Annotated in this window: 24 protein-coding genes and 2 tRNA genes; 10 read left to right on the top strand and 16 right to left on the bottom strand. The window is 69.6% G+C overall.

Features of this window, described 5'->3' with window-relative positions; genetic code table 11:
- Nucleotides 1-5 precede the first annotated feature (5 nt).
- The 3 genes from ACPXBU_RS05950 (at nt 6) to ACPXBU_RS05940 (ending at nt 1588) form a co-directional block, all read left to right on the top strand.
- Nucleotides 6-431: a CBS domain-containing protein gene (locus ACPXBU_RS05950; protein ID WP_252416973.1), complete on the top strand. Its 426-nt coding sequence runs from the start codon at nt 6-8 to the stop codon at nt 429-431.
- Nucleotides 432-503: 72 nt separating this feature from the next.
- Nucleotides 504-932: a SufE family protein gene (locus tag ACPXBU_RS05945; protein ID WP_357066208.1), complete on the top strand. Its 429-nt coding sequence runs from the start codon at nt 504-506 to the stop codon at nt 930-932.
- Nucleotides 933-952: 20 nt separating this feature from the next.
- Complete coding sequence (locus ACPXBU_RS05940) at nt 953-1588, top strand: DsbA family oxidoreductase (protein WP_425756993.1); 636 nt, start codon at nt 953-955, stop codon at nt 1586-1588.
- Between the two features lie 65 nt (nt 1589-1653).
- Here ACPXBU_RS05940 and ACPXBU_RS05935 read toward each other — a convergent pair whose 3' ends face one another.
- The 5 genes from ACPXBU_RS05935 to ACPXBU_RS05915 all read right to left on the bottom strand — a co-directional run bounded on the left by ACPXBU_RS05935 (nt 1654) and on the right by ACPXBU_RS05915 (nt 4981).
- A complete protein-coding gene (locus ACPXBU_RS05935; RefSeq protein ID WP_425756992.1) occupies nt 1654-2202 on the bottom strand; it encodes a YbaK/EbsC family protein in 549 nt (182 codons plus the stop codon).
- Nucleotides 2203-2297: 95 nt separating this feature from the next.
- Entirely contained in the window at nt 2298-2492 is a 195-nt protein-coding gene (locus ACPXBU_RS05930) for a hypothetical protein (protein ID WP_425756991.1), read from the bottom strand.
- A gap of 76 nt (nt 2493-2568) precedes the next feature.
- Complete coding sequence (locus ACPXBU_RS05925; protein WP_425756990.1) at nt 2569-3222, bottom strand: GAP family protein; 654 nt, start codon at nt 3220-3222, stop codon at nt 2569-2571.
- Between the two features lie 51 nt (nt 3223-3273).
- Complete coding sequence (locus tag ACPXBU_RS05920; RefSeq protein WP_425756988.1) at nt 3274-4662, bottom strand: MFS transporter; 1389 nt, start codon at nt 4660-4662, stop codon at nt 3274-3276.
- 58 nt (nt 4663-4720) lie between these two features.
- A complete protein-coding gene (locus ACPXBU_RS05915; RefSeq protein ID WP_425756986.1) occupies nt 4721-4981 on the bottom strand; it encodes a hypothetical protein in 261 nt (86 codons plus the stop codon).
- 217 nt (nt 4982-5198) lie between these two features.
- Here ACPXBU_RS05915 and ACPXBU_RS05910 point away from each other — a divergent pair, with 217 nt between their 5' ends.
- Nucleotides 5199-9671: an HAD-IC family P-type ATPase gene (locus ACPXBU_RS05910; RefSeq protein WP_425757542.1), complete on the top strand. Its 4473-nt coding sequence runs from the start codon at nt 5199-5201 to the stop codon at nt 9669-9671.
- Nucleotides 9672-9752: 81 nt separating this feature from the next.
- Here the strand turns inward: ACPXBU_RS05910 and ACPXBU_RS05905 are convergent, their stop codons facing one another.
- Nucleotides 9753-10055 carry a hypothetical protein gene (locus tag ACPXBU_RS05905; RefSeq protein WP_425756985.1) on the bottom strand — a complete coding sequence of 101 codons (303 nt, stop codon included), beginning with the start codon at nt 10053-10055 and terminating at the stop codon, nt 9753-9755.
- A 138-nt stretch (nt 10056-10193) separates the two neighbouring features.
- Between ACPXBU_RS05905 and ACPXBU_RS05900 the strand changes: the two genes are divergently transcribed.
- Entirely contained in the window at nt 10194-10994 is an 801-nt protein-coding gene (locus ACPXBU_RS05900) for an MBL fold metallo-hydrolase (RefSeq protein ID WP_425756983.1), read from the top strand.
- Between the two features lie 76 nt (nt 10995-11070).
- On the opposite strand, the gene ACPXBU_RS05895 is transcribed toward ACPXBU_RS05900, so the two are convergent.
- Nucleotides 11071-11529 carry a YciI family protein gene (locus ACPXBU_RS05895; protein WP_425756981.1) on the bottom strand — a complete coding sequence of 153 codons (459 nt, stop codon included), beginning with the start codon at nt 11527-11529 and terminating at the stop codon, nt 11071-11073.
- Nucleotides 11530-11700: 171 nt separating this feature from the next.
- Nucleotides 11701-11985: a hypothetical protein gene (locus ACPXBU_RS05890; RefSeq protein ID WP_425756979.1), complete on the bottom strand. Its 285-nt coding sequence runs from the start codon at nt 11983-11985 to the stop codon at nt 11701-11703.
- 119 nt (nt 11986-12104) lie between these two features.
- On the opposite strand from ACPXBU_RS05890, the gene ACPXBU_RS05885 reads away from it, so the two are divergent.
- Both ACPXBU_RS05885 and ACPXBU_RS05880 read left to right on the top strand, forming a co-directional pair.
- Entirely contained in the window at nt 12105-12545 is a 441-nt protein-coding gene (locus ACPXBU_RS05885; RefSeq protein ID WP_425756977.1) for a DUF4259 domain-containing protein, read from the top strand.
- Nucleotides 12546-12583: 38 nt separating this feature from the next.
- Entirely contained in the window at nt 12584-13087 is a 504-nt protein-coding gene (locus ACPXBU_RS05880; protein ID WP_425756975.1) for an O-acetyl-ADP-ribose deacetylase, read from the top strand.
- Between the two features lie 74 nt (nt 13088-13161).
- On the opposite strand, the gene ACPXBU_RS05875 is transcribed toward ACPXBU_RS05880, so the two are convergent.
- Nucleotides 13162-13794 (bottom strand): LysE family translocator, encoded by a 633-nt coding sequence (locus ACPXBU_RS05875; RefSeq protein WP_425756973.1) that lies wholly within the window; start codon nt 13792-13794, stop codon nt 13162-13164.
- A 697-nt stretch (nt 13795-14491) separates the two neighbouring features.
- Here ACPXBU_RS05875 and ACPXBU_RS05870 point away from each other — a divergent pair.
- From ACPXBU_RS05870 to ACPXBU_RS05860, 3 genes are all read left to right on the top strand, one after another.
- The gene (locus ACPXBU_RS05870; protein WP_425756971.1) at nt 14492-17032 is read left to right on the top strand and encodes a phosphotransferase; all 2541 of its coding nucleotides are present in this window, start codon (nt 14492-14494) and stop codon (nt 17030-17032) included.
- Nucleotides 17033-17041: 9 nt separating this feature from the next.
- Nucleotides 17042-17482 carry an NUDIX hydrolase gene (locus tag ACPXBU_RS05865; protein WP_425756969.1) on the top strand — a complete coding sequence of 147 codons (441 nt, stop codon included), beginning with the start codon at nt 17042-17044 and terminating at the stop codon, nt 17480-17482.
- A gap of 104 nt (nt 17483-17586) precedes the next feature.
- Complete coding sequence (locus ACPXBU_RS05860; RefSeq protein WP_425756967.1) at nt 17587-18366, top strand: PfkB family carbohydrate kinase; 780 nt, start codon at nt 17587-17589, stop codon at nt 18364-18366.
- Here ACPXBU_RS05860 and ACPXBU_RS05855 read toward each other — a convergent pair.
- The 7 genes from ACPXBU_RS05855 to gyrA form a co-directional block, all read right to left on the bottom strand.
- Nucleotides 18347-19693: a radical SAM protein gene (locus tag ACPXBU_RS05855; protein WP_425756965.1), complete on the bottom strand. Its 1347-nt coding sequence runs from the start codon at nt 19691-19693 to the stop codon at nt 18347-18349. The genes ACPXBU_RS05860 and ACPXBU_RS05855 overlap by 20 nt on opposite strands.
- Before the next feature lie 43 nt (nt 19694-19736).
- Entirely contained in the window at nt 19737-20435 is a 699-nt protein-coding gene (locus ACPXBU_RS05850; protein ID WP_425756963.1) for a hypothetical protein, read from the bottom strand.
- 155 nt (nt 20436-20590) lie between these two features.
- A tRNA-Ala gene (locus ACPXBU_RS05845) sits at nt 20591-20666 on the bottom strand.
- Nucleotides 20667-20708: 42 nt separating this feature from the next.
- Nucleotides 20709-20837, bottom strand: a complete 129-nt coding sequence (locus tag ACPXBU_RS05840) for a DLW-39 family protein (RefSeq protein ID WP_209444550.1) — start codon at nt 20835-20837, stop codon at nt 20709-20711.
- 43 nt (nt 20838-20880) lie between these two features.
- Nucleotides 20881-20954: transfer RNA gene (locus tag ACPXBU_RS05835), tRNA-Ile, on the bottom strand.
- A gap of 151 nt (nt 20955-21105) precedes the next feature.
- A complete protein-coding gene (locus ACPXBU_RS05830) occupies nt 21106-22014 on the bottom strand; it encodes a DUF3566 domain-containing protein (RefSeq protein WP_393365088.1) in 909 nt (302 codons plus the stop codon).
- Between the two features lie 4 nt (nt 22015-22018).
- The gene (gene gyrA, locus ACPXBU_RS05825; RefSeq protein WP_425756962.1) at nt 22019-25801 is read right to left on the bottom strand and encodes an intein-containing DNA gyrase subunit A; all 3783 of its coding nucleotides are present in this window, start codon (nt 25799-25801) and stop codon (nt 22019-22021) included.
- Between the last annotated feature and the right edge of the window lie 185 nt (nt 25802-25986).

Genomic DNA, 25986 nt, shown 5'->3' with positions numbered 1-25986 from the left:
CTCTCATGACCGGTTACCGGGTCAGTGACGTGATGACCAAACAGGTCGTGTACCTGCCTGCCGAAACCACACTGGACGAGGCTGCCAGGGTGATGAAGGAGGCGGACATCGGTGACGTGGTGGTCACCGACGGCGCAAGCCTCGCCGGCATGCTCACCGACCGGGACATCGTGGTGCGGGCCGTGGCGGAGAACAGCTCCCCCGCGGCCACCACCATCGGCTCGATCGTCACCCGCGAGGTGGTCATGATCGAGCAGCACTGCACGGCGGGTGAGGCGGCGGCGCTCATGCGGGACCGGGGCATCCGCCGGGTGCTGGTCTGTGACACCGACCGCAAGCTTGTCGGCATCGTCTCGCTCGGCGACCTGGCCATGCAGCTCGACCCCACGAGCGCGCTCAGCGAGATCAGCGAGCAGTCGCCGACGGTGTGACGAACGGGCCGGGCCGGCCGCACGGTAAGTGCCGCCGGCCTGTTCGCGGGTGGCCGGCGGTAGCCTCGACGCATGGCTGACATGCCGGCCCGACTGGCCGAGATCGTCGACGAGTTCGCCGCCGCGCCGCGTGACCTGGTGCTGGAGATGCTCCTGGAGTACGCGGACGTCATTCCGGTGCTGCCGGAGGGCACCGTCGAACGCGAGGGCATGGAACAGGTGCCCGAGTGCCAGACATCGTTCTTCCTGCGCGCCAAGGTGACCCCGGAGGGCACCGTGGCGACGATCTTCGACTGCCCGCCGGAGGCGCCGACCACCCGGGCGTTCGCCGGGATCCTCGCCGAGGGGCTGGCCCTGGCGAGCCCGGAGGAGGTGCTGGCCGTGCCGGACGACCTCTACCAGCGGATGGGCCTGGCGCAGGCGATCAGCCCACTGCGGATCCGCGGCGGCACGGCGATCCTGGGCCGACTCAAGCGTCAGGTGCGGGAACAACTGGCCTGACCGCGAGGTTGCCAACGATCATGGAGATCGAGATCTACGCGGACGTCATCTGCCCGTGGTGCTACATCGGCAAGCGCCGCCTGGACGAGGCGCTCGCCAGCTATCCGGGCGAGGTGACGGTCCGCTACCGGCCGTTCCAACTCGACCCGTCGCCGGTAGCCGAGCCGCTGCCCCTGGTGGAGGCGCTGGCCGGAAAGTTCGGCGGCCCGGAGCGCGCCCGGCAGATGGTCGCCCACGTGACCCAGGTCGCGGCCGGTGACGGGCTGCGGCTGGACTACGACCGCGCGGTGATCGCCAACACCTTCGACGCGCACCGGCTGGTCTCCTGGGCCACGGACCAGGGCCGGGCGGCCGAGATGGTGGAGGCGCTCTACCAGGCGCACTTCAACCACGGCATCGACGTCGGGTCGCGGGAGGCGCTGGCCACCCTGGCCGGCGAGATCGGCCTGGACGCCGCCGACGCGCGTCGGTTCCTCGACTCCGACGAGCGCGTCGCCGACGTCTCCGCCCAACTGGCCGAGGCGCAGGGCCTGGGCATCAGCAGCGTGCCGACCTTCGTCCTGGCCGGAAAGTACGCGGTCTCCGGTGCGCAGGAGGTGCAGACGCTGCTCGCCGCACTCAGCGAGGTCGAGCAACGCGAGGCCGCAGCCCACTAGGCCAGCGCAGCCGGCATCGATGATCACGATGTTTCACGTGCAACAACATCGATGCCGGTGTTTGTTCAGGCTGGCCTGGCCAGCCCTTCCACCACCTGGGCGCCCGGCAACGCGCCCAGCGCCGGCCCGGGCAGCGCGATCTTGCTGTGCCGTACGCCGGACCCGATGATCACGTGCGGGGCGGCGATGACCCGTGCGTCCACCAGGATCGGCCACTGCGCCGGCAGCCCGATCGGGGTGATGCCGCCGTACTCCATGCCGGTCAACTCGACCGCGTCGGTCATCGGGGCGAAGCTCGCCTTGCGGACGTCCAGCGCCCGGCGGGCCACCCCGTTCACGTCGGCCCTGGTGGTGGCCAGGACGATGCAGGCCGCGTAGCGGACCACACCCTCACGCTTGCCGGCCACCACGACACAGTTGGCCGACACGTCCAACCCCACCTCGTACGCCGCACAGAACGCCGCGGTGTCGGCGAGTTCGGCGTCGATAGGGGCGACCAGCACGTCGTTGACGTCGACCGGCGCGTCGGCGGGCCACTGCGCGATGGCCTCCGCCACCGGCGGGGCGAGCAGGTCGAGGCGGGCGCGGGCGGGTTCGGTCTTCAGCGTTCCCATCACGGGTGCGATCCTCGCATCCGCGACGCTGAAACGCCCGACGGCTCCCGTGCCGTTTCGGGACGCCACCGGCCCGGGCCGGACGGATCCGGTGCTCAACTGCCGGCGAGGAAAGCGTTGTCGCGCAGGAAGGAGCGGTCCCTGGCGGCAGCCAGCTCCTGCTCGCGTCGGGCCCTGGCCCGTTGTAGTTCCAGATCCTCCATCGCGTGCCGGACACCCAGCCGGATCACGCCGTAGAGGAAGACGAAACCGAAGACGTAGAGGATCACCGTGGTGACGACAGCGAACATGGCGTCACCGTAAGACGAACGTGAACCGTTGTTGCTCTCATTTCCGCCCCGTTCCCCCGTACGTGTCTGCCCCGGCTCAGCCCGAGCGGACCAGGTCCAGCACGGTCAGCAGCGCGAAGAACGCGATCACGATCTCGTTGACGATCCAGGCGTGCCCCTCGGCCCACTCCCGCATCCGGGTCAGGACCCGCGCCGCCCGGTCCCCGAGCAGCAGCAACGCCAGCAACGGCAGGGCGAGCAGGAGCACGGTGAGCAGCACGAACGGCACGAGGTGCCACCACGGCAGGTCGTGTCGGGCCACACTCGCCCCGACGGCGGCCATGGTCAGGTCGTCGGTCGGCGTGAGCACGAAGAGCAACGCGCCCAGTCGCAGTGCCGTACGCGGGGCGGCGTGCTCGATGCTCCCCAGCCACCTCGGCGGTCCGGACCGGTTCCGCCGTACCCACACCAGCACGGCCAGGCCGACCAGCAGGGCGAGAACCACCAGGTCGATGGCGGGACCGCGATCGACCTTGCCGGCGGCGGCACTGGCGTCGGCGGCCAGCCCACCCACCCAACGGGTCAGCAGCCAGCTCAGCGTCACTCCGGCCGTGACCACCAGCCCGGCGCCGGCGAGGAAGCCCAGTGACGCCGCCCGGGGCCGGTCCGACGAGGCGAGGAAGACCGCCACGACAAGTTGGGTCCCGGCGACCATCACCACGGCGAGCGGCAGGACGGTCAGGAAGTTCATCGCCCGCCATCCTCCCGGGCCGACCGGGCCGGGAGTGACCGAATCCGCGGATCACCCGCCCGGTCGCACGCTCCCAGGCACCACGACGCGACCGGCCAACAGCGCCCCGAGCAGCGCCAGGCCCGCCGTGACCGCCAGCGTCGCCGCGTAACTGGCCGGGCCGGGCGCGCTCCCCGCGGCCAGCACGGCACCTGTCAGCGCGAGCACCGTCGCCGCGAAGAGGGAGTCGCCCAGTTGCAGGGAGGAGCTGTTGCGGCCCTGCTCACCGGGGGCGGACAGCTCCAGGGTGAGCACCGACAACGACGGGTAGAGCAACCCCATGCCGAGGCCGGCAGCCGCCCATCCGAGCACGGCGACGGCCACCGGGATCTCGGGCCACACGGCGAGCGCCACCGTGGCCGTGCCGACAGTGATGCAGCTCAACCCAAGCCGCGGCAGGCTGGCCCGAGACGCGGGCACCGGCATCCGGCCCTGCAACCAGGAGCCCACCGACCAGGCCAGCGCGCCGACGGTGAGGACCAACCCGGCCGCGGTCGGCGAGAGGCCCCGCTCCCGGGAGAGCATCAACGGGATGACCACCTCGGCGCCCACGAAGGCCGCCGACGCCAGCCCCCGCAGCCCCACCACAGTGGGCAGCCCCCGGGCCGCCCGCAGGAACCCGGCCGGCAGCAGACGCGGCGCACAGACCAACAGGCCGACCACGGCCAGCGCGACAAGGACCAGGGCGGTGACGCCGCGCTGCTGTCCCCCGATGTGCAGCAGAGCGGCGCTCACCGCGGCCCCGCACGCCCAACCGATCCGTCCCACCGCGCCAACTGGTGGCCGGGTCGCCACGCTCCGCCCCAGCGACCGCAGGCCGGGGTGGATCAGCAACACCGCCGGCACCGCCACCGCCGGCACCGCGAGGAAGACCCACCGCCAGCCCAGGTGCTCCACGATCAGGCCGGCCACCGCCGGCCCCACCAGCGACGGTACGACCCACGCCGCCGCGAACGCCGCGAAGATCCGCCGGTGCAGTTCCTGCGGGTACGCCTGCCCGACGATCACGTAGAGCGCCACCGAGAGCAGCCCGGTGCCGAACCCCTGCACCACCCGCCCGACGACCAGCACACCCATCGCGTGCGCGGTGCCGGCGATCAGCAATCCGACCACGAACCAGGCGACCCCGTGCCACATCGGACCCCGTGGGCCTCTGGCGTCACACCAGATGCCGGAGACCACCATGGCCAGCACGCCGGTGGCGAACGGGCCACCGAACGCGATCCCGTACAGCGCGACCCCGTCGAGGGCGCGGGCGACGGTCGGCATCGCCGTACCGACCGCCAGCGCCTCGAACGCAAGCAACGAGATCAACGCGACGCTGCCCACAGTCATCGCGCGCAGCCGGGGTGCGAACAGTCCCGGCGCGGCAGGTGCGGTGGTGGCGACTGTGCTCGGCATGACCCGAGCATGCGACTTCAACCTGGATTCAAGTCAATCACCGGTGACCCGGCTCTCGTCAGGCGTCCTGCAGCGCCTGCCCGACCCCGCGCACCACTCCCGACAGGTGCTGGTCGGCCAGCAGGTGACCGGCGGTGATCACCAGGGCGATCGGCCACTCGATGACCTGTAGGGCGGCGAGCACACCGAGCCCCGCGTAGTAGGCGACCTTGTCCGGTGGCGGCACCGCCATCTCGCCAAGTATTGGTAACGCCACCCGCCGGTCGTACATCCGGACGTTCTCGTGCGAGCCGTTCAGATGTCGCGTCAGCGTGCTCATGCCGGCCTCCCCGTGTCCGGTGATGGTCGTCGGATTCCACGGCCCACCCCGTCCATGCGCCGGCGACGACGCAAAGTTCCACCGCCGAAGGGGCATAACGGACGGCAGGTCGGGAAGCCAGGCCGCCGGACGTGCGGCGGTGGGAGGACGAGATGGCCAAGGTCAGGACCAGCAGCAACAGGGAGTCGGACACGCGTCCGTCCAGCCGTACGCCTCGATGACGGCGGCGGGTCGCGCGGCCGGCCGCATCCTGCCGTCCTTCGGCATGCCGCATCTGGTCGGCGAGGCGTCCCGGACCGTCGGCTCGGCCGCGACCAGGCTGGCCCGGACGGCCGGGCTGACGCGGCGTCGGGTGTGGTCCCGGCCCGGCCGACACCACATCGAGGTGCACGGCGTCTGCCAGGACGGCGGGAACCAGTTGGCTCGTCAGGTGGAGGGCGCGCTGGAGCGTCTGCCCGGAGTCGCCTGGGCCCGGGTCAACGCCCCGTCCGGGCGGGTGGTGGTGGCCGTCGAGACCCCCGAGCCGGCGCTGCGCGAGCTGATCGCCACGATCAGCCGGATCGAACGGACCTGTGACCACGAACCGGATCCGGAGATCCCGCCACCGCACCCACCGGAGGAAGGGCCACGCACCCCCCGTACCCTCGGCGCGCTCGCCTCGGACGCGCTGGGCCTGACCATCTCGGCGGCCACCCGGATCCTGCCGTTCGCGCCGCTGCCCGGTGAGGTGGCGGGCCTGCTCGCCGCGGTTGATCTACAACCGAAGCTGCACGGGTTCATCGGCAAACGACTGCGCTCCGACCCCCGCGCCGACCTCCTCTTCCCGCTGGCCGAAGCGGTGGTGCAGGGGCTGACCGGCCGTTGGACCGGGATCGTCCTGGACGGCGCCCAGCGGATGGTGCAGTGGGGCGAGGCGCGAGCCCAGCTCTCCGCCTGGGAGCGGGCCGAGCCACGGCTGACCGGCGACGCGGAACGAGCCACCGCCCGTTGGCCGGTCATCGAGCGTCCCCGGCCGAAGCCGGACGGCCCGGTCGAGCGGTACGTCAACCGCATGCTCGGCGCGGGCGCGGCGGCGGGTGCGGCGGCGATGCCGTTCGCCGGACCGAAACGGGCCATCGCGGTGGGCCTGTCGACGCTGCCGAAGGCTCCCGGCAGCGGACGCGAAGGGTACGCGGCCCAACTCGGCCGGATGCTGGCCCGGCGCGGCGTGATCGCGATGGACCGCAGCGTGCTGCGGGAGCTGGACCGGATCGACACGCTCGTGCTGGACGCCGCCGTGCTCGGCTCGGACCGGGGCGTACTCGCCGATCTGGCGCCGGTGCCCGGCGCGGACGTCGACCAGGTGGCGGAGCGGGCCTTCGCGCTGTTCGACCCGGATGATCCGGCTGCCTCCCGCGCGGCGGACGGCTGGCGGCTCGGACCGCTGGATCAGCTGCCCCGCACCGACCTCGGGACCATCCCGGACGCCGAGCGGCTGCGCTCCGCCGGCGGCCACCTGCTCGGCCTCGCCCACGGCGACCGCCTCGCCGCGCTGTTGCGGGTCGAGCCGGAACCCGCCCCCGGCGTCGACGGACTGCCGGCCGCCGCCCGGCAGGCTGGCCTGCGCCTGGTGGTGGCCGGCGGCGACGAGCAGCGGTACGGCTTCGCCGATGCGATGTTGCCCGGCGGCGACCGACTGGCCGAGTCGGTACGCGCGTTGCAGCGCGACGGCGCGGTGGTGATGCTGGTCTCGGCGGACCGGAAGGCACTCGGCGCGTCCGACTGCGGTCTGGGGCTCGCCCCGCCGGAGGCGCTGCCGCCGTGGGGCGCACACCTGCTGGTGGGCGCCGACCTGCGGGTGGTGGCCCTGGTGGTCGAGGCGACCGGGGTGGCCCGGCGAACGGCTCAGCAGAACATCCGGCTGGCCATGGCGGGCACCGGTCTCGGGGCGCTGGGCGCGTTCACCGCTCCGCCTACCCAGCTGCCGCACAAGGCGCTCGTCGCGGTCAACGGCGCGGCCGGGTTGGCCTTCGCGAACGGGGTCTGGCAGGCCCGCCGCCTGCGCGACCAGTCGGACACCCCGGCACCGGTGGCGACGGCCTGGCACCTGATGCCGGTCCGTACCGTGCTCGACCACCTGCACACCACGCCGGACGGTCTGGCCAGCACGGAAGCGCAGCGCCGGCACCACGGCACCGGCGGGAACGGCGATGCCGGACCGGCACGCGGTGGTCTGCTGCGCGCCTTCGTGGACGAGTTGTCCAACCCGTTGACCCCGGTGCTGGCCGCCGGCGCGGTGCTGTCCGCGTCGTTCGGCTCCCTCGTCGACGCCGCGCTCGTGGGCAGCGTCGTCGGTGGGTCCGCCCTGATCGGCGCCGTGCACGAACGCAACACCGAACGGTCACTCGCGGAGCTGCTGTCCCGTTCGGCGGTGACCGCACGGGTCCGCCGCGACGGCGGCGAGCAGGTTCTCGCCGCCGAGGACCTGGTCCTCGGTGACGTCATCGCCCTGGAGCCGGGTGACTCGGTGCCCGCCGACTGCCGCGTCCTCGAATCGGTGGGCCTGGAGGCCGACGAATCGTCGCTGACCGGCGAGTCACTGCCGGTCGCCAAGTCCAACCGACCTGTGGTGGCCGCCGCCATCGCCGACCGACACTCGATGCTCTACGAGGGCACCACCGTCGCCGCCGGGCACGGCACAGCCGTGGTGGTCGCGACCGGCTCGGACACCGAAGCCGGCCGCAGCCTGGCGCTCGTCCGGCAGGCACCACCGACAAGTGGGGTGGAAGCCCGCCTCGGTTCGTTGACAAGCGCCGCCATCCCGTTGGCTGCCGGTTCGGCGGTGGCGGTGGCCGGCGCGGGCCTGCTTCGGGGCGTACCCCTGGCCGAAACGGCGGCGACCGCGGCGAACCTCGCCGTGGCGTCGGTGCCGGAGGGGTTGCCGTTCCTGGTCAGCGCGGCGCAGTTGGCCGCCGCCCGCCGGTTGGCCGAGCACGGCGCGTTGGTGCGCAACCCCCGCACCATCGAGGCGCTGGGTCGGGTGGACGTGCTCTGCTTCGACAAGACCGGCACCCTCACCGAAGGCCAGTTGCTGCTCGCCGGGGTCGGCGACGGCGTCGGCGACCGGTACGCCCCGGTGGACCGGCTGGACGACAGGCTCCGGTTGACGCTGGCCGCGGCGCTGCGCGCCACTCCCGCCGCGGCCAACCCGGAGGAGTTGGCGTTGCAGACCGACCGGGCGGTGCGACGGGGCGCCGGCGTGGCCGGGGTGGTGGAGCAGACCGGTGCCGCCGGGTGGCAGGCTGCCGGCGGGCTGCCGTTCGAACCGTCCCGTGGCTATCACGCGAGCATCGGTGAGACCGACGGTCGCCTGTTGTTGAGTGTCAAGGGCGCTCCGGAGACGGTGCTGCCGCGTTGTTCGGCCCGACGCACCGACGGCAGTCAGCAGCCGCTGGACGACGCCGGGCGCGCGGAGCTGGAGCGGATGCTGGCCGATCGGGCCGGGGCGGGAAACCGGATCCTGGCCGTCGCCGAGTGCCAGGTGGACGACCCGAAGGTGACCGACGCCGACGTCCGAGGGCTGACCTTCGTGGGTTTCCTGGCCCTGGCCGACGGGGTCCGGGAGAGCGCCGCCCCCGCGGTACGCCGCATCCGCCAGGCCGGCGTGCACACCATCATGATCACCGGTGATCATCCGGCCACCGCCGAGGCGATCGCGGCCACCATCAGCGAGCACGACGAGCAGCGGGTGGTCACCGCCGGTGAGCTGGACCAACTGGACGACGAGGCGCTCGCCGAGCGGTTGGCCCACACCGACGTGGTGGCCCGCTGCACCCCGGCGCACAAGGTGCGGATCATCCAGGCGTTGCAGAAGTGCGGGCGGACCGTCGCGATGACAGGCGACGGCGCCAACGACGCCCCGGCGATCCGGCTGGCCGATGTCGGCATCGCCCTCGGCCAACGGGGCACCCCGGCGGCACGGGCCGCAGCCGACCTGGTGGTGACCGACGACCGGTTGGAAACCATCATCGCCACCCTGGTCGAGGGTCGGGCGATGTGGTCGTCGGTGCGGCACGCGCTCAGCATCCTGGTCGGCGGCAACCTCGGTGAGATCGCGTTCAGCGTGCTGACCGCAGCGGCGACCGGCCGCTCCGCGCTCACCGGCCGACAACTGCTGCTGGTCAACCTGCTCACCGACCTGGCACCGGCACTTGCCATCGCGGTCCGGCCACCCGCGTCGGACCGCACCGACAACCTGCTCCGGGAGGGCCCGGACGCGGCGCTCGGCGAAACCCTCACCCGGGAGATCGGCCTCCGGGCGGCGGCGACCACGCTGGGCGCGACCGCGGGCTGGACGTTGGCCCGGTACACCGGACGCCGTCAGCGGGCCGGAACCGTCGCACTCGTCTCCCTGGTCGGCACCCAACTCGGACAGACCATCCTGGCCGGCGGCACCAGCCCCGCCGTGCTGGCGTCCACGGCGGCGTCGCTCGGCGTGCTCGTCGTGGTGGTGCAGACGCCGGGGGTGAGCCAGTTCTTCGGTTGCACCCCGCTCGGGCCGGTCGGCTGGACCATCGGGGCCGGCTCGGCGCTCGGCGCGACCTTCGCCAACGGCGCGCTCACCAAGCTGATGGAACACGTGCCCCAGGCCCGCCCCGACCGGAGCGGATCCGGCGCCGAGCCTGCGGCGGAAGGTGGTTCCGAGGGCTGACGGACGACCCGTCGTGACCGGGACCTCGCGGCGGTGTGCCGTACGGTCGGCTGGCGCTCGCCGCTCCCCGCGCGGCAGCGCTCAGCGAACCGGAAACCCCTCCCGTACCGGGCCCGACTCGGCCCAGCAGTGGCCGCCCCGGAACTCGATGCCCGGGATCTCGTCGACCAGCCCGGTGACGTCCACGACGCTGGCCAGCGACGCCGTGAGATCACCCCGCAACTCCTCGGCGGCGGTGTCGAGGTCGTCCTCCTCGCTGGACCAGTCGATCCGGGCGGATCGCAGCTCGGCGACCGCATGACCGGTCACGGCAGCCGGATCGGTGACCACCACGTCGACACGGCAGTACAGGTGCAGGGTGACGGGCTCCGGCGGTACGTCCACGGGTGAATCATGGCGAGCGCGGTGCCGGGTGGGAAGCCGATTCCTCGGTGCTGGTGAATCTGCGTGCCCGATGCGGCGCGAAGAGCTGAGCCGCATGCCGACGGCTCGCCTGGGTACCGGAGCCGGAGGAGGTGGGCAGTGGTCGAACAACCACGGGTGACGTTCATCGGTACCGCGACGACGGTGCTGCGAATCGGCGGGTTCACCCTGCTGACCGATCCGAACTTCCTGCATCGGGGGCAGCGGGCGTACCTGGGTAAGGGTCTGTGGTCGCGCCGGCGCACGGACCCGGCGCTGCGGATCGCCCAGCTCCCGGAGCTGGACGCGGTGGTCCTCTCCCACCTGCACGGCGACCACTTCGATCGGGTGGCCCGCCGGCAACTGGACCGCGACCTGCCGATCGTCACCACCCCGGCGGCGGAACGCAAACTGCGTCGGTGGGGCTTCCAGGCCGCCCAGGGTCTGCCGACCTGGTCGTCCCGGGAGCTACACCGCGACGGTACGACACTGCGGCTGACCTCGATGCCCGGACAACACGGCCCGGGTGCCCTCGACCTGCTGATGCCCGACGTGATGGGCACGATGATCGATGTGGAACGTGCCGGCAGCAGGGAGTTCCGGCTGTACGTCACAGGTGACACCCTCAACCGGCCGATGCTCACCGCCATCCCCGAGCGCTACCCGGACATCGACGCGATGCTCATCCACCTCGGCGGCACGAAGGTCGCCGGAATCCTCCTCACCATGGATGCTCGCCAGGGTGCCGACCTGGTGGAACTGGTCCGCCCGAAGCTGACCGTGCCGATCCACTACGACGACTATCCGGTGTTCCGGTCCCCGCTCGCGCACTTCGTCGACGAGGCCCGCCGCCGTGGCTGGGTGCGGCAGGTGCGCACCATCGCCCGCGGCGAGACCGCCCCCCTGACCCCACCGGCCTGAGGTGGACGGCGACGGGCCGGCGCGATGATCGCCGCCTACCGGCGAACCGGTGGGCGGCGATCGACGCGTCGGGAGGTCACCGCCGACGATCAGCCTCACGGAGCAGCGCCTCCGACTCGGGGTCGGGCATGATCTCCCGGACCTCCTGCGCACAGCGGCAGGCGGCCGCAAGCTTGGCGGCCCACGCCAACGCGTCGTCGCGAGAGGCCACGTCGACGATCGCGAACCCGCCAATGACCTCCCTGGTCTCCGGGTACGGGCCGTCGGTGACCGTCCCGTCGGTTGCCACGATCGTCGCCTGCTGCCTCTCCAGGCCGGTGCCGAACACCCACACGCCCGCGTCCATGGCCTCCCGGACCACCGCGTGTGAAGCCTTGGCCACGTCGGCAATCTCCTCGGCGGGGATGTGGTCCATCGAGCCGTCATTGAACGAGATCAAGTACCGCGTCATCCTCGTCACTCCCATGTCCCGGCGGCCACGTCGACCACCTCTCGTCTCCTCTACGAACGACTCGTCCCGGATTCGACGCTCCACCGGAAAACTTCGCGGGATCATCGCCGGCTCGGCGCTCGCCACGTCCGTCGGATGAGCAGATCGCGCGTGAGTCCGCACGTCAAGGGACTCAGGGCCCACCAGCGCCGTGGCTAATCTGGACGGGTGAATGCGCCAAGCCCCGATCGTCGAGAGCGGCGGGTCCGCTGGTGATCATGTCGGGTCCTGGACGATGTCGCCGGACGATTCGACCAGGTGGATGAACCGCCGCAGGATCAGCCAGGGGACATCGCCGCCACAACTGACCACCACCTCGCTCGCCGGGCGCGGGGTGAACGGCCCGCCCTCCGGCGTCGCGTCCGGGATCCGGGCGCTGAGGTACGGCCCGGTCCCCGATGCTCCGGTCAGTCCGACCAACTCGTACTCCCACGCGTAGTCGGACACGCTGTAGTACGAGTTGACCTCGTAGAGCTTGCCGTCGTGATCCCAGACGTCCACGGCCGCAGGATCACACACCTTCGTCAGACGGGGCAGCGCATTACCGGTGGATGACGCCGCCCTTGCGCCACTCCCCGCCTGGCTCCATGATCGGCTCACCGGGAACGTGGAGGAGAAGCATGGGCACCTGGGATGACGGTCCGTTCGACAACGACAGCGCCGCCGACTGGTGCGGTGATCTCCACGACGCCGATCCGTCCGCGCGGGGGGCAATGGTTCGTACTGCCCTGACAACGGCAGCGCACAACACCGACTACCTCGACTATGACGATGCCGCCTCGGCCATCGCCGCTGCGGCGATCGTCGCGTCTCAGCTGCCCGGCGGGGACCCCATAACCTCGGCGTACGCGCCGGACTTCCTGCTTGCTGGCGAGTCCCTCGACCTGGACGACGACCTGCCGCTGCTGGCGGTCGAGGCACTTGACCGGATCCTCGGCGACGACTCGGAGTGGCGCGGCCTGTGGGGTGAGGGAGGAGTGAGTGAGTTCCCGCAGATCACCAAGCTCCGCGCGGTGCTGTCCGGGCCGCCCGAACTGTCCGGGCAGATCGCACTGCTCTAGGGGCCGCGCGTCCATGGTGCCGTGGTGCATCCTCAGGTATGCCCGTGATTGAAGTTGTGCTTGGGGATATCACAAGCGAGGACGTCGACGCCATCGTTACCGCCGCCAACGAGTCACTGCTGGGTGGCGGCGGTGTGGATGGGGCGATTCACCGAGCGGCCGGACCGCGACTGGCCGAGGCCGGCGCCGCGCTCGCACCCTGCGCTACCGGCGACGCGGTCGCCACACCCGCATTCGACCTCAACCCGCCAGTGCGCCATGTCATCCACACCGTCGGCCCCGTCTGGGAAGGCGGTGGCTACGGTGAGGTCGACCTCCTGATCTCGTGCTATCGGCGCAGCCTTGAGGTTGCCGACGAGGTCGAAGCGCGCAGCGTCGCCTTCCCCGCCATCGCCACCGGCGTGTACGACTTCCCGCCCGCGCAAGCCGCGAAGATCGCGATCTCGACCATCAGAGCAACGCCCACCAAGGTCGAGCGTGTCCGCCTGGTCGCCTTCGACGAAGAGACACACCAGCTTCTGACCGCAGCAGTCCAGGCGTGACCGAAGCCGGGGAGTCGAACCCCTGACGCCTCACCGATGGAAGCTGAGCCGCCATCGAGTGCCGAAGAAGGGCATCATCGCTCGACGGCCAGTCGCACGCCCAGCCCGATGAATACACCTCCCGTGGCTGTGTCGATTCGGCGGCGAACGGCCTGCCGGCGACGGAGCCATCCCCCGATCCGCCCTGCGAGCACACCCACCGTACCGTCCACGATGAACTCCAGGACGATCAGAATGGCGCCGAGGATCGCGAACTGCACCCAGACCTGACCCAGCTCTGGGTTGATGAACTGTGGGAGGAACGCGATCGTGAAGGTGACCATCTTCGGGTTGAGCAGGTTTGTCAACAGTCCACTGAGATAAGCCCGGCGACCCGAGATGCCCGCGCCGACCATTGGCAACTCGCTCTGCTCGCTCTTGCGGTGCCGAATCATCTGCACGCCAAGGTAGATCAGGTAGGCACCTCCGACGATCCGCACCACAGTGAAGGCGGTCGGCACCGCCGCGAAGAGAGCGGCCAGCCCAGCGGCCGCCACGACGACGTGAACGGCCTCGCTCGTCGCCACCCCCGCCGTGGCGAGCAGGCCGGCGCGCGGACCGCCGCGCATCCCACACCCCAACACGAACAACATGTCCGGCCCGGGACTGACCATCGCGATGATCGTGGTCAGGGTGAAGGCCACGAGCAGGTGCTGATCTATCGGCATGAAGAAACCGTTCCATATATCGCTACAGCCCGGCAGGTGTCGCCCACAGCCGTGACCTGGGACACAGTCGTTCGACCCGCGCCGCTTCCGATCAACCGGGACCAGTGACATTTCACGGTGTCCTGTGCCCGCCGTGTGCCCGACGGCCCGACGCAGCGTGGTTAGGTGCAGCGGTTCCATATCGGGCTGCGGGGCAATCTCGCATCGGCCAGCATCATCAAGCTGCACACGGTGCTGCGTGCAATCGGGCGGCCTCGATGTCGGCCAGGTCAGCGATGGCGAGCACGTGCCGGCGCGCAACGAGCACAAGCCAGCCCGGCAGCCCGGAATCTACCGCGTGCCCTACTCGCCAGTGCTCGTCGGCCGCAATCCGCTCAGGCGGTGGAAGCTCATCGATCCGGGCGGTGTTCTCGCAACCGGAGCACCCCGGACTGTCACCGTGGCAGCAGAACTCTTGCCGCAGGCTCCGGCAAGGGTCGCCACCGTCCCGCTGCCGCTCCACGAAGCCGATCGCCCAGAGCAGTGGGACCGCGGCGACCAGCACCCGGAGTCGCCGTGGCTGTACCAACGCCCCGCCCATGCCATCCCCTCTGGCCGCCACCGCAACCCCGAGCCTTAATCGAGGTGCACTCACGACGGTCGACGTAGGCTTGACCGGAACGGTCATCGACCGGCGCGACTGCACTGGGAGCACCCCGTGGACATCCTGTGGCAGAAGAACGACGACCTGGTGTCCCGGGTGCGGGAAACCTTCGGCGCCGACACTCTCGACGAACTGCTCCGACGTGCCTTTCCCCGGCGGACCGTGCTGCACGTCGGCGCCCTCACCCCAGGAATCTCCGGAGCGGCAGTTCTCCACGTACGACCGGAGCAGGACGGCTCGGCCCAGCATCCGTGCGTCGTCAAGATTGGGCCGGTCGGCGACATCCACACCGAGTACGAGCGGTGGCAGCAATATGTGCAGCCGTACCTGGGCCACGGGGAGATGCCGGACGTGCTCTCCCCCGCGGTGATCGTCGGCAACCACGCGGCGATGGTCTATAAGTTCTACGCCGCCCGGACGCTGGCCCACATGATCCGGGATCTGGCGGGTGCCGACGACTCGATCGGCATCGTGGACGCGGTGCAGACCCTGTTGACCATCGTGCACGTGTGGCATCGATCTCGATCCTCAACGTACTTCGATCTGATCGCCGAGGAGTACCCGCTTGAGGCGGAGACCCTGGAGCGCTTCGAGCAGTACGCCGCCGCCGAGCGTCAGTGGGGTGAGATCGCCGAACCGAAGCTCGTCCGCGATGTCTGGTCACAACCGCCGGAGAGCCTGCGCAAGCCGCAGCTCACCACCATCGGACACGGTGATCTGCACGCCGACAACGTACTGGTGGGGCCGAACGGCTCGTTCGGCATCATCGACTTTCTGCACACAGGCAGGCACCACTTCCTGCGTGACCTGGCGACGCTCGAGGCCGACCTGGTCCTGCGGGTGCTCTGTCCAGCGGAGGCAACGGCGGACCAGGCCCAGCGGTTGACGGCCCTGTTGGAGCCGTACTACACGACGGCGGCGTTCACCACGTCCTCACAGCACGATGCCCTGGGACAGGGGGCGTGGTTGCCGCTGCAGAACGTGGTGCGCTGCCTGCGGTCGGCGGTCTGGGGCCGTTCCGAGCACGACGCAGAGCAGATCCCCGGCTACCTCATCGCCGTGATCCGCCGCATGGTCAAAATGATTGTTCGTGACGACAGCCGCCTGACAGACTTCCAGCGCTGGCTCGCCGCCTGTCTGGTGTCGGCACAGACCGCCGAACTGGCCCGCGGCGGGCGCTCAGCGGAACTGCCGATCCCGGTAAGCGGCGACCAAGTCCGCGAACGGGTGCCCGGGCCACCAACTGAGGAGCCGGTGGCCGCCTACCTCGATCTGGAGTCCGAGGTCGAGGTGGTCCTCGGGCAACTGTCCGAATCATGGCGTCCCACCGCCATCGGCACGATCGAGGCCGAGTTGCCGGCGATCGCCGAGGAGGTGCGGCGACGGCTGCCGGAGCGCGAAGGCCACCTCGCCGAGGTGTTCCGGGCGTTGACCGACGGGTACCCGGAGCCGCTGCCCGATCCGGACACCGATCCGGAAAAGGTCAATCACGTGCTGGCCCGGGCGGACACCAACCGCATGATCGAGGCTCGGGTGGTGCGACAGGGCGAGGCGCTGGCGATCCAAATCCCGGACGTGGCCGCCCTGCTGTCGCACTCGACGCGCGAGCTGCAGATCTTCGAGCCGCTGCTACGCGCCGCCTGCGACCTCTACGAGGCCGGCTCGTATCAGGCATCCCTGACGCAGTTCCGTCGGCTGGCGGCCCGACTGAGCGGCGATCTGTCGATTACACGCAGCGAGCTCACGCTGTTCTTCTACTTCCTGTCCAAATGCCTGCTGAAGCTCAATATGTACAGCAGCCTCAACCGGCTTCTTGACGGTCCGTACCGCGTCTTCTGCCTCGACGTCTGCCCGGAGTTGGAGGCGGAGCGGCTTCTCATCGCGGGGGTGGCCCACCGGCACCGCGGCGAGCTCAGCCTTGCGCAGGCATGCCTTGACGATGCGGTGGCCCAGCTCGCGCTGCTTGCTTCGCGTTCCGAGTCGGCCCTCGTCCACCTCGCCCTCGCCGACGCGTATGTGTTGAGCGCGCACCCGCGTTTCGACAACGCGGTCGCGCCCGAAGCCGGGCTGGTCGCTCGTCAGGCCACCGTGCGCCTCACGCTCGCCGCGCTGGAATCAGCACGGCGGTCCTATGAGGAGTACTGGCGCAGTGGTGGCCGACCGTCCCACTACGAGGGCCGATTGGCTGGCACAATGGCGTACATGACGGTGGTGCGCTCCGTTGTCGAGCCGGCGACGCTCGACGACGAGGCGTGGTCCAAGGCCGCCGCCGAAGCTCGGCAAGGTTTCGAGCCCGAGTTCGACCGTAAGCCGGTGGGTGTGATCGCCGGGCGCGCCGCTCTAGCCTCGGTCAAGATGGCGCAGGCGCGCTGGCTGGCCGTGACGCAGCCGGAGCATTGGCCACAGCAGATGAAACAGTGCCTGCGCGAGGCCGAGGCGGCGCTCTCCCGCGTGCTGACGGACTATGTCAGTCGGGTGGAGCTGGGTCCCCGCTTCGAGTACCGCAAGCTCATGGCGATCCAGTCATCGATCGAGGCGTTGACGGCCGATCCGCTGGGCCGAGTGGATCCCGACGCCCTCACCCCTCTCATCTAGGAGTCCGCCGTGCCCGAAGAACGCGGCCAGTACCTCGCCGGAGCTTTCGCGTTCCTCTTCGACCAATCCGGCCGCTTCCTGTTGCTGGAGGAGCGTGCGGACCGGCGGAAGTACATGTTCGACCTGCCAGGCGGGACGCTTCAGCCGTTCGAGGACCCGATCGCGGGACTGCGCCGCGAGGTACGGGAGGAAACCGGCATCGAGGTCGGCAGTGTCTCCCCGCTCTGCCACCTGAAATACGATGTGCACGACAGCGGCCAGCCCATCCTGGTGGCGTTCTACGTGGCTCAGGCAGTATCGAGCTCGGTGCAGCTCTCCACGGAACACGCCGGCCACTGCTGGATCACCCGTGAGGAGTACGACGCCAACCAGTACACAGTCTCGCTCGCCAACGAGGAGACCCGGCGTTTACTGGACACCTACCCGCACAGCGACTTCATTCTCCAGTGAAGGCGGTCGTCGCGGGAGATGTCCTCTTCGAGGTGAACGGACATCTTCGGGCGACGTTTCCGTCCCTCCTCGCGGACCGGCTCTTCTACGGTGATGTCGCCGCCGTGGTCGGCGGCTCGGCGGCTAACTTCGCCTTGGCGGCCACGGCACTTTTCGACGAGGTCGTCGCGGTAGCCGCGGTGGGCGGTGACGCGGTGGGCGAGGTGATCCGCGCGCAACTCGAGCACCGCGGCGTCCGCGCCCGGCTGGCGGTGAAGCCGAACCTTCCGTCAGCGGTTGCAATCTATGTCCGGGACGAGGCCGAGCACCGGGCCAAGGGCGCTCGCCTGTTGCTGGTCGGGGAACCGGCCGCACTGGGGCAGTGGGACACCGGGGACGCGGAGGCCTTGCGATCCGAGCTCGCGGACACCGACGTGCTGGTCGTCGACGGTTACGCGCTACGGGCCGAGCCGCGCCGGGCCGGCACGCTCACTCTCATGGCACAGGCCCACGACTCGGGTGCCGAGGTCGTCTACGACATCGTCCCGCACGACGTGTTCCGGTCCACAGGTATCGCCGAAGTCCGGCGATACGGCCGTTCGGCGACAATCATCGTCGCCGAGGCCCGCACGTTGAACGCCCTGGCTGGCGAGGACTGGACCGATGCGGACACTGGCGAACAGGCCGCACACCGGGCCGCGACGTTCGGCGCCCGAACGTTTCCGGGTCGTCGCCTGCACGTCCGGTTCGGTCTCGGCAATGCTGACCGCACCCTCACCCTCTCACCGAACGGCGACGTGGAAATCAAGGCGACGGGATACGCGGAGAGCGACGAGCCGCGTGGCTTCGGCGACCGGCTGCTGGCCTTCGAGTTGGCTACGTTGCTCAAGGATCGGCGAACCTGAAGAAGGCCGTGTCGCGGTCGGCGGTCAGCGCCTCGTGGATGCCGTTGAACATGATGTTCGCCGACCGGTCGATGCAATCACCGCACGCGCCGGGGAATTGCTGAACAAGAGATGTCATCCGCGGGGTCCACCAGACATCGTCCAGTCCGCCGTCGCCGGTCATCCGGCCGAACACGGTGCCTTTCGCACCGCCGGAGAAGCCCTGCCCCCGATAGCGTCCGCAGGGCACCAGGGCCGGCTCGGACGGGGACGACCCAACCTCGACCAGAGCACGGTGAGTCGACGCCAGGCAGGTCGAGAAGTATTCGCGCGGGACGTAACCGGTGTCGGTGAGCGACCGGGTCGGGAAGAATGCCTGGAACTCGTTGTCGACCAATTCGGTGCATATCCGGTCGACCTGGCGGTGGTAGTTGTCCTCCTGCTCGGCCGTAAACGCCACCCTCAGGCGGTCGCCGAGGACCACCCGGAAGGACACATGGTCCAGCCCGGCGGTCTTTGCCGCCGCTGCGATGGCGTACACCTCCGCCACGTTCGTCGGATGGATCATCGACGTGCCGCCGAGCGGCATCACCGCGAGCGGAGCGGGGCCATGTTCTGCACGGCGCAGCCGATCGAGTTCGGCGAGCATCCGCAGCAGGGACGTCACACCCAGTCGCGGGGTCCGGTGCAGCAGCATCCTCGTCTTGTCGGTGGCCGCGTTGAGGCTGACCCGCACATAGGTGCGGGCCCGCACCAGCGTCAGCAGTAGCTCGGGTCGCAGCAGATCGCCGGCGGTCAACACGGCGGAGGTCAAGCCGAGCTGCCGGCACAGGTCGACGGCCTCGGCAAAGTGAGGGCTTACAAGCGGATCACCGCCGCCGTCGAAGCGGACCACGCGCACGCCCATTCCGGCCGCCGACCGCAGGGTGCGTTCGAGGGCGGGCCAGGACAGGTGCAGGCCTGAGCCACCATGCAAGCGGTAACTGGCGGAGAAGCAGAAGGTGCACGCCGACACGCACGCCATCGTGATATCCAAGTCGAGTTGGACCGGACGCGGCTTGCCGTCCCGGATGCCGTCCAATAGCGCCGCTATGTGGTCGGACAGCCGGCCCGGTATAATTTCACCGCCGTGCGCCGGTATCATCCGGAACGACCGGGTCATGGGTGACCACGCCACCAACGCGGTCCAGTGGCCGAACGTCACGTTGTCGTTTCCTTCGACCACCCGTCCCGACCCCAGGTCGACCGGTTCCCCGCCGCCTGGCGGCCGGATCAAGTAGCTGCGGCCACCGCGGTTCTCGGCCACCACGGCATACGGCGATGCTGTCGGCGCCACCGGAGGAATCACCGGCTCAGCGTTACGCGGACTTTCACATATGTCAATCTCGTCGCTAGGTCAGCAGAAGCCGCTGAATCATGCTCAACGCCTGCTGCATCGGCGCGACGAACCGCTCCCGAAAGTCGGCGGCCTCTCCGTACGGACCGATGAAGCCCGCGACCAACGGCAGTGCCGACAGTTCGACGAGCGCCTGCTCGTCCTCCAGCGCGGGCATCGTCTCCTCGTACTCGGTGACCAGCTCGCGCAGGTAGGTCTCGGCACGACTGATGGCGACGCCCAGCTGCTCCCGCTCCGGGAACAGCTCGTTGTCGGCTCGCACCGCGAAGGAGTGCGCCTCCAACGACAGCTGTGCGTCGAGAACCACTTGAAGGAATTCGTCGTATCGGCCGGTACGCAGCCGCGGCACGTTCTCGTTGCCGGGTCGGCGCACCAACGCCTGGGCACGCAGCATTCGCCGAGCACGCTTGACCGCGTTGTACTGCTCGACGAGATCGCGCAGATACCTCTGCCGGGCTTCCCGGCGGGCGAGGATCAGGTCCTCTTCGCGGCGGACGTCCTGGGCGCGCCGGTCGGCGTCCCGGTTGAACGCCTGGTAGGTGATAGACACCGCGCCGCCCAGAACGGCGACCAGGATGAACTGCAGCAGGATCTTATAGGCTTCCACGCCCACCACGCGGGCCGCGGCATCATGCCGCAGGATCAGCAGGGCTGCCAGCGCGAGTGTGACCAGGACAGCGACGACGATCGTCACCGATAGGCGACGAGACGCGGTACTCCGTTTCGTGGCTATGCCGTCCGAGTCTAAACGGCGATGAGGATCCCACGCTGGTAGCTGGGGCCGTCGACGGCGGCGCGGTCAACGCGGCCGTCCGGGTCGCCGTCAGCATGGCAGAACAAGGAAAGTGTTGGTGGAGCCCAGGGGACTCGAACCCCTAACCCCTGCCTTGCAAAGGCAGTGCTCTGCCAGTTGAGCTAGGGCCCCGTGGACGGCCGCGGCGATGATCGCTCGTCGCCGCGTCAGACGTCAGCGCAGATCGGGTGCGGTGGTCGCCTCGTGCCAGAGGGCACGCTCGTCGTTCGAGGCCTTGATCTTGTTGAAGACGACGGCGGCCACGCCGACAACGCCAGCCAGAATCAGCAGCTTCTTGAACATGGGGCGACCCCTCGTGCTCGACTAACGTCGGACGACCGTGCGGTGGGGCTAGATGGAATCGAACCATCGACCTCAGAGTTATCAGCTCTGCGCTCTAACCGACTGAGCTATAGCCCCGCGTTGCGACGAGCAAGATTAACCCATCCGCTCTGCCGACCCCAAATCGGGGTCCGAGTCTGCGAACTGAGCCGTCGCCGCCTGCCAAAACCTACCCGAGTACGGGACGCCGGAGCGACCGCATTTCGCGGTGCCCCGGCGTCCCGTTCACTCAGTCCCGCTCGGCGAGCGTCAGCTCGATCCCGCCGACGAGGTCGGCGCAGACGTTGTAGACGAACGCTCCCAGCGTGGCCAGCGCGGTGAACAGCACCACGTTTACCAGGCCGATAAGCGCCGAGCTGAGGATCACGCCCTTGGCGGTGATCTGGAAGCCGCTGGTGCTCTGCCCACCGCCGGCGTTGACCAGGTCACCCAGGCTCTCGTTGACGCTCTTGAACACACCCATCGCGTCCAGCGCCAGGTAGAGCACCGAGGTGGCGACCACCACGACGATGAAGAGCACCACCGAGACGGCGAACGCGAACTTCATCACCGACCACGGATCGATGCGCTTCAGGTTCAGCCGCGCCCGGCGCGGTCCGCGGGACGCGGCCGAGCTGACCGACGTACGCGCGGCACGTACCGCATCACCGACGCGGGCAGCCCCGACCGCCGACGGGTTGCCGATGCCCGGCGGCAGGCCACCGCCGCTGACCGGGCGGCCGGCAGCGGAGGTACGCGCCCCGTCCGACGGCGGCTGGGTCATGCCGGGTGTGATCCGCGGCTGAGTGCCGGTGGACCCGGTCGACGCCGCCTGGCCGGGCCGGACGTTGATCGGCTGGGTGGTCGCCGGCCGGGCCGAGGGTGCCGCCGCAGCACCCGAAGGTGTGGCGGCGGACGTCGGCGCCTCGGCACCGGACGCCTCGGTCCTGTCACCCTTGCCAGCGTCGTCGCTGGTTGGCTCCGGCGGGGGTGTCATGCCCGGGGCCCTGGTGAATTTCGGGGCAGGCGCGTCGGCGGGGACCGTCGCCCGGCCTACGGCCGCGCGGCCGGTCGCTGGTGTGCCGCCCTTGGCGGCCTCCTCGTCGACCGGGTTGGCCGAGGTCCCCGTGTTCCCCGACTTCGCCTGTGTCTCCGTCATTCAACTAGTCCTGTTCGTCAGGCTCGTCGGCATTGCGAGCAATCGCCACGATAGTCACGCCGTCCGGGAGGTCCATCAGCTTGACCCCCATTGTGTTCCGGTCACGCGTACGGCGTACAGGCTTCACCGGAGTCCGAATGACACCACCATTGCTGGTGATCGCGAACAACTCGTCGTCCGGATCGATCACCACCGCGCCAACCAGACCACCGCGCCGTTCGGTGATCTTTGCAGTCAACACGCCCTTACCTCCCCGGCCCTGCACCGGGTATTCCTCGATCGGGGTCCGCTTCGCGTATCCCCCGTTCGTGGCCACCAGAACGTCCAGACCCTCCCGCACGACCTCCATGGCGAGCAGGACGTCGTCGTCCGTGAAGCGCATGCCGATCACACCCGAGGTGGCCCGGCCCATCGGCCGCAACGCCTCGTCCGAGGCGTTGAACCGGATCGCCTGTGCCTTCTTCGAGACCAGCAGCAGGTCGTTCTCCGGCGCAACCAGCGCAGCACCGACCAGCTCGTCCTCATCGCGCAGGTTGATCGCGATGATGCCGCCGGAACGGTTGGAGTCGAACTCCTCGAGCCGCGTCTTCTTCACCAGGCCGTTCTTCGTGGCCAGTACCAGATAGGGGGCTACCTGGTAGTTCGGGATCTCAATGATCTGCGCTATCTGCTCGTCGGGTAGGAAGGCGAGCAGGTTGGCCACGTGTTGGCCCTTGGCTACCCTACTGGCCTCCGGCAACTCGTACGCCTTGGCCCGGTACACACGGCCCTTGTTCGTCAGGAACAAGATCCAGTCGTGGGTCGAGCAGACGAAGAAGTGGCTGACGATGTCGTCCTGCCGCAGCGTAGCGCCACTGACGCCCTTCCCCCCGCGTCGCTGCGAGCGGTAGAGATCGACCTTGGTCCGCTTGGCGTACCCGGTCCGGGTGATCGTGACGACCACATCCTCGCGGGCGATGAGGTCCTCCATCGAGACCTCGCCGTCGAACGGGATGATCTGCGTACGCCTGTCGTCGCCCCACTTGGCGACGATCTCGCCGAGCTCCTCGGAGACGATCTTCCGCTGCCGCTCCGGCTTGGCCAGGATGTCCTTGAGGTCGGCGATCTCGATCTCGAGCTTGGCCAGGTCGTCCACGATCCGCTGCCGCTCCAACGCGGCGAGGCGGCGCAGCTGCATGTCCAGGATCGCGGTCGCCTGGATCTCGTCGATCTCCAACAGCCGGATCAGGCCCTGCCGCGCGTCGTCGACGGTCGGCGAGCGCCGGATCAGCGCGATCACCTCGTCCAGCGCGTCCAGCGCCTTGCCCAGACCGCGCAGGATGTGCGCCCGCTCCTCGGCCTTGCGCAGCCGGAAAGCGGTCCGCCGACGGATCACGTCGATCTGGTGCTCGACGTAGTAGCGGATGAACTGCGCCAGGTTGAGCGTGCGCGGCACCCCGTCGACCAGGGCCAGCATGTTGGCGCCGAAGGTCTCCTGGAGCTGGGTGTGCTTGTAGAGGTTGTTCAGCACGACCTTCGCGACCGCGTCGCGCTTGAGCACCAACACGATCCGCATGCCGGTACGGCCGGAGGACTCGTCGCGGATGTCGGCGATCCCGGCGAGCTTGCCCTCCTTGATCAGCTCGGCGATCCGCTCGGCGAGGTTGTCCGGGTTGACCTGGTAGGGCAACTCGCTGACGACCAGGCAGGGCCGACCCCGCTTGTCCTCCTCGACCTCCACCACGGCGCGCATCCGGATCGAGCCCCGACCCGTGCGGTACGCGTCCTGGATCGCCGTCTGGCCGACGATGAGGCCGTAGGTCGGGAAGTCCGGACCCTTGACGATGCCGAGCAGGGCTTCGAGGGTGGTCTCCTCGTCCTCCTCGGGATTGTCGAGGCACCACTGGACCGCCGCGCCGATCTCCCGCAGGTTGTGCGGCGGGATCTTGGTGGCCATGCCGACCGCGATGCCCTCGGAGCCGTTCACCAGCAGGTTGGGGATCCGCGACGGCAGGATCGTGGGCTCCTTGGCCCGGCCGTCGTAGTTGTCCTGGAGGTCGACGGTGTCCTCGTCGATGTCCCGCAGCATCTCCATGGCCAGCGGGTCGAGCTTGCACTCGGTGTTGTGGCTGACGAACCCGTCCGAGACGAACGAGTGGTCGTCGGTGTCGACCCGGACGCTGTAGACCGGCTGCACGCCGGCGTCCGTGATCTGCGCCACTTCCGCGTAGTAGAAGCGACCGTCGACCAACGGCTCGACCACGTCGAGCACCTCGGTGTTGGTGATCCGCGCGGCGATCTCGTCGCGATCCCGCTCCCAGCGCTCCACCCGGTCCACGTTGTGCCGACGCAGCCAGTCCCGCTCGGTCCAGCGCTGCGCGCCGTGCTCGCGGATGAACTCACCGACCAGCGGCACGTGGTCGCTGGAGAGCGCGGTGCTGCTCGTCGGCACCTGGGCCAGCTCGGCCTCCAGCTTGGCCTGCTTCCGACCGAGGAAGCCGACGTGCGCGGCGAAGATCCGGGCGTCACGGCGGTTGGTCACCACGACCTTGATCTCGCCGCTGTCGTAACGGGTCTGCCGGCTGATCACGCCGAACTCCAGCAGCAACTGCTGGACCTCGCGGGCCAACCGCTCACTGCGGGTCGAGTACGAGATCTGCATGGTGTTCCGCGGCAGCAGCGAGGACGAGCCGTCGCCCTCGAAGAGCGCCTGCAGGAACGCCCGCTTGATCGCGGCCGGCCCCTGCCAGACGAACTCGGGTACGAACTTCGCGGCGCTCCGGGCGCCGACCAGGTCACCGAGGAGGCTCTTGCGCAGCGCGGTGAGGTCCTGCACGTCGAGTTCGTGCAGGGTGCTGCCAGAGGCGATGACCCGCTCGCTGACGTAGCGGGGCCCGCCCACCGCGAGGTCGTAGGCCGCGAGGACTCGGACGAAGAACTTCCGGTCCACGTTGTTGAAACCGGCGCGCCCTGGCGAGACCCAGCCCTCGCTGACAAACGCGCCGGCGAGGACGGCGGCCTCGACGTGCTCCAGCATCGGGTAGCCGATCTCGTCCGGCACCGAACGCTGGAGCACCACCCGGTCGCCCGGGGAGATCTCGGCCAGCAGCTTCCACAGCAGGGTCGGCACGCCGGCCACGTCCACCAGGCAGAGCACCGGGTGGTTGTGGGTGCCGGTCAGCTCGTACCCCTCGCGGGTGCGCAGCCGCAGCGTGGGGTGCTCACCGGAGTGGAAGAACTTGGAGGCGCGGACCAGGTCACCGTTGCGGTCGCGGACCTTGAGGTCGATGTCGGTCTCGCTGGACGGTGCCGCGTCCGGCACGACGTCGCCGATCCGCACACTGCCGTCGGCAGTGCGAATCCGGACATCTCCGGTGATACAGTAACGCATCGCCGCAGCCGGATCATTACCCGGCGAGCCGAAGTTGCCGTTGCCGTCGACAAGCGGATACCGCAGTGACCAGGGCTGCGCCATCCGGACCAGCGCGTCGTAGATCGCCGAGTCGCCGTGCGGGTGGAACTGGCCCATCACGTCGCCGACGACGCGGGAGCACTTCACGTAGCCGCGGTCCGGACGGTAGCCGGAGTCGAACATCGCGTAGAGGATCTTGCGGTGGACCGGCTTGAGGCCGTCCCGGACGTCCGGCAGCGCACGCCCGACGATGACGCTCATCGCGTAGTCGAGGTAGGAGCGCTGCATCTCCACCTCGAGCCCGACCGGTTCGATCCGGTCGTGCGCGACCACCGCGGCGATGGCCTCGGCGGGGACCTCGGGCTCGTTCGGTGTGGACTCGGGAGAATCGGTCACTGTATACCCTTATCAGACTCAGAGTCGTTTTCGTGCTGTGGATAACCGCTGTGGATACCGGCCAAGCTGTGGATAACTCTGTGGACCGGTGGAGCGGGGCGGGGGGGCCCCCCGGCGCCACCCCCGGAGGGCGCATTTGAACGAGCACGCCGGGGGGGGGGGGTAGCGGGGTTTTCAGCCGCCGC

The organism is Micromonospora sp. DT231, assembly GCF_049847025.1.
Lineage (GTDB): Bacteria > Actinomycetota > Actinomycetes > Mycobacteriales > Micromonosporaceae > Micromonospora.
The sequence above is the reverse complement of the archived record's forward strand: the minus strand, read 5'-3'. Positions and strand labels throughout refer to the sequence as shown.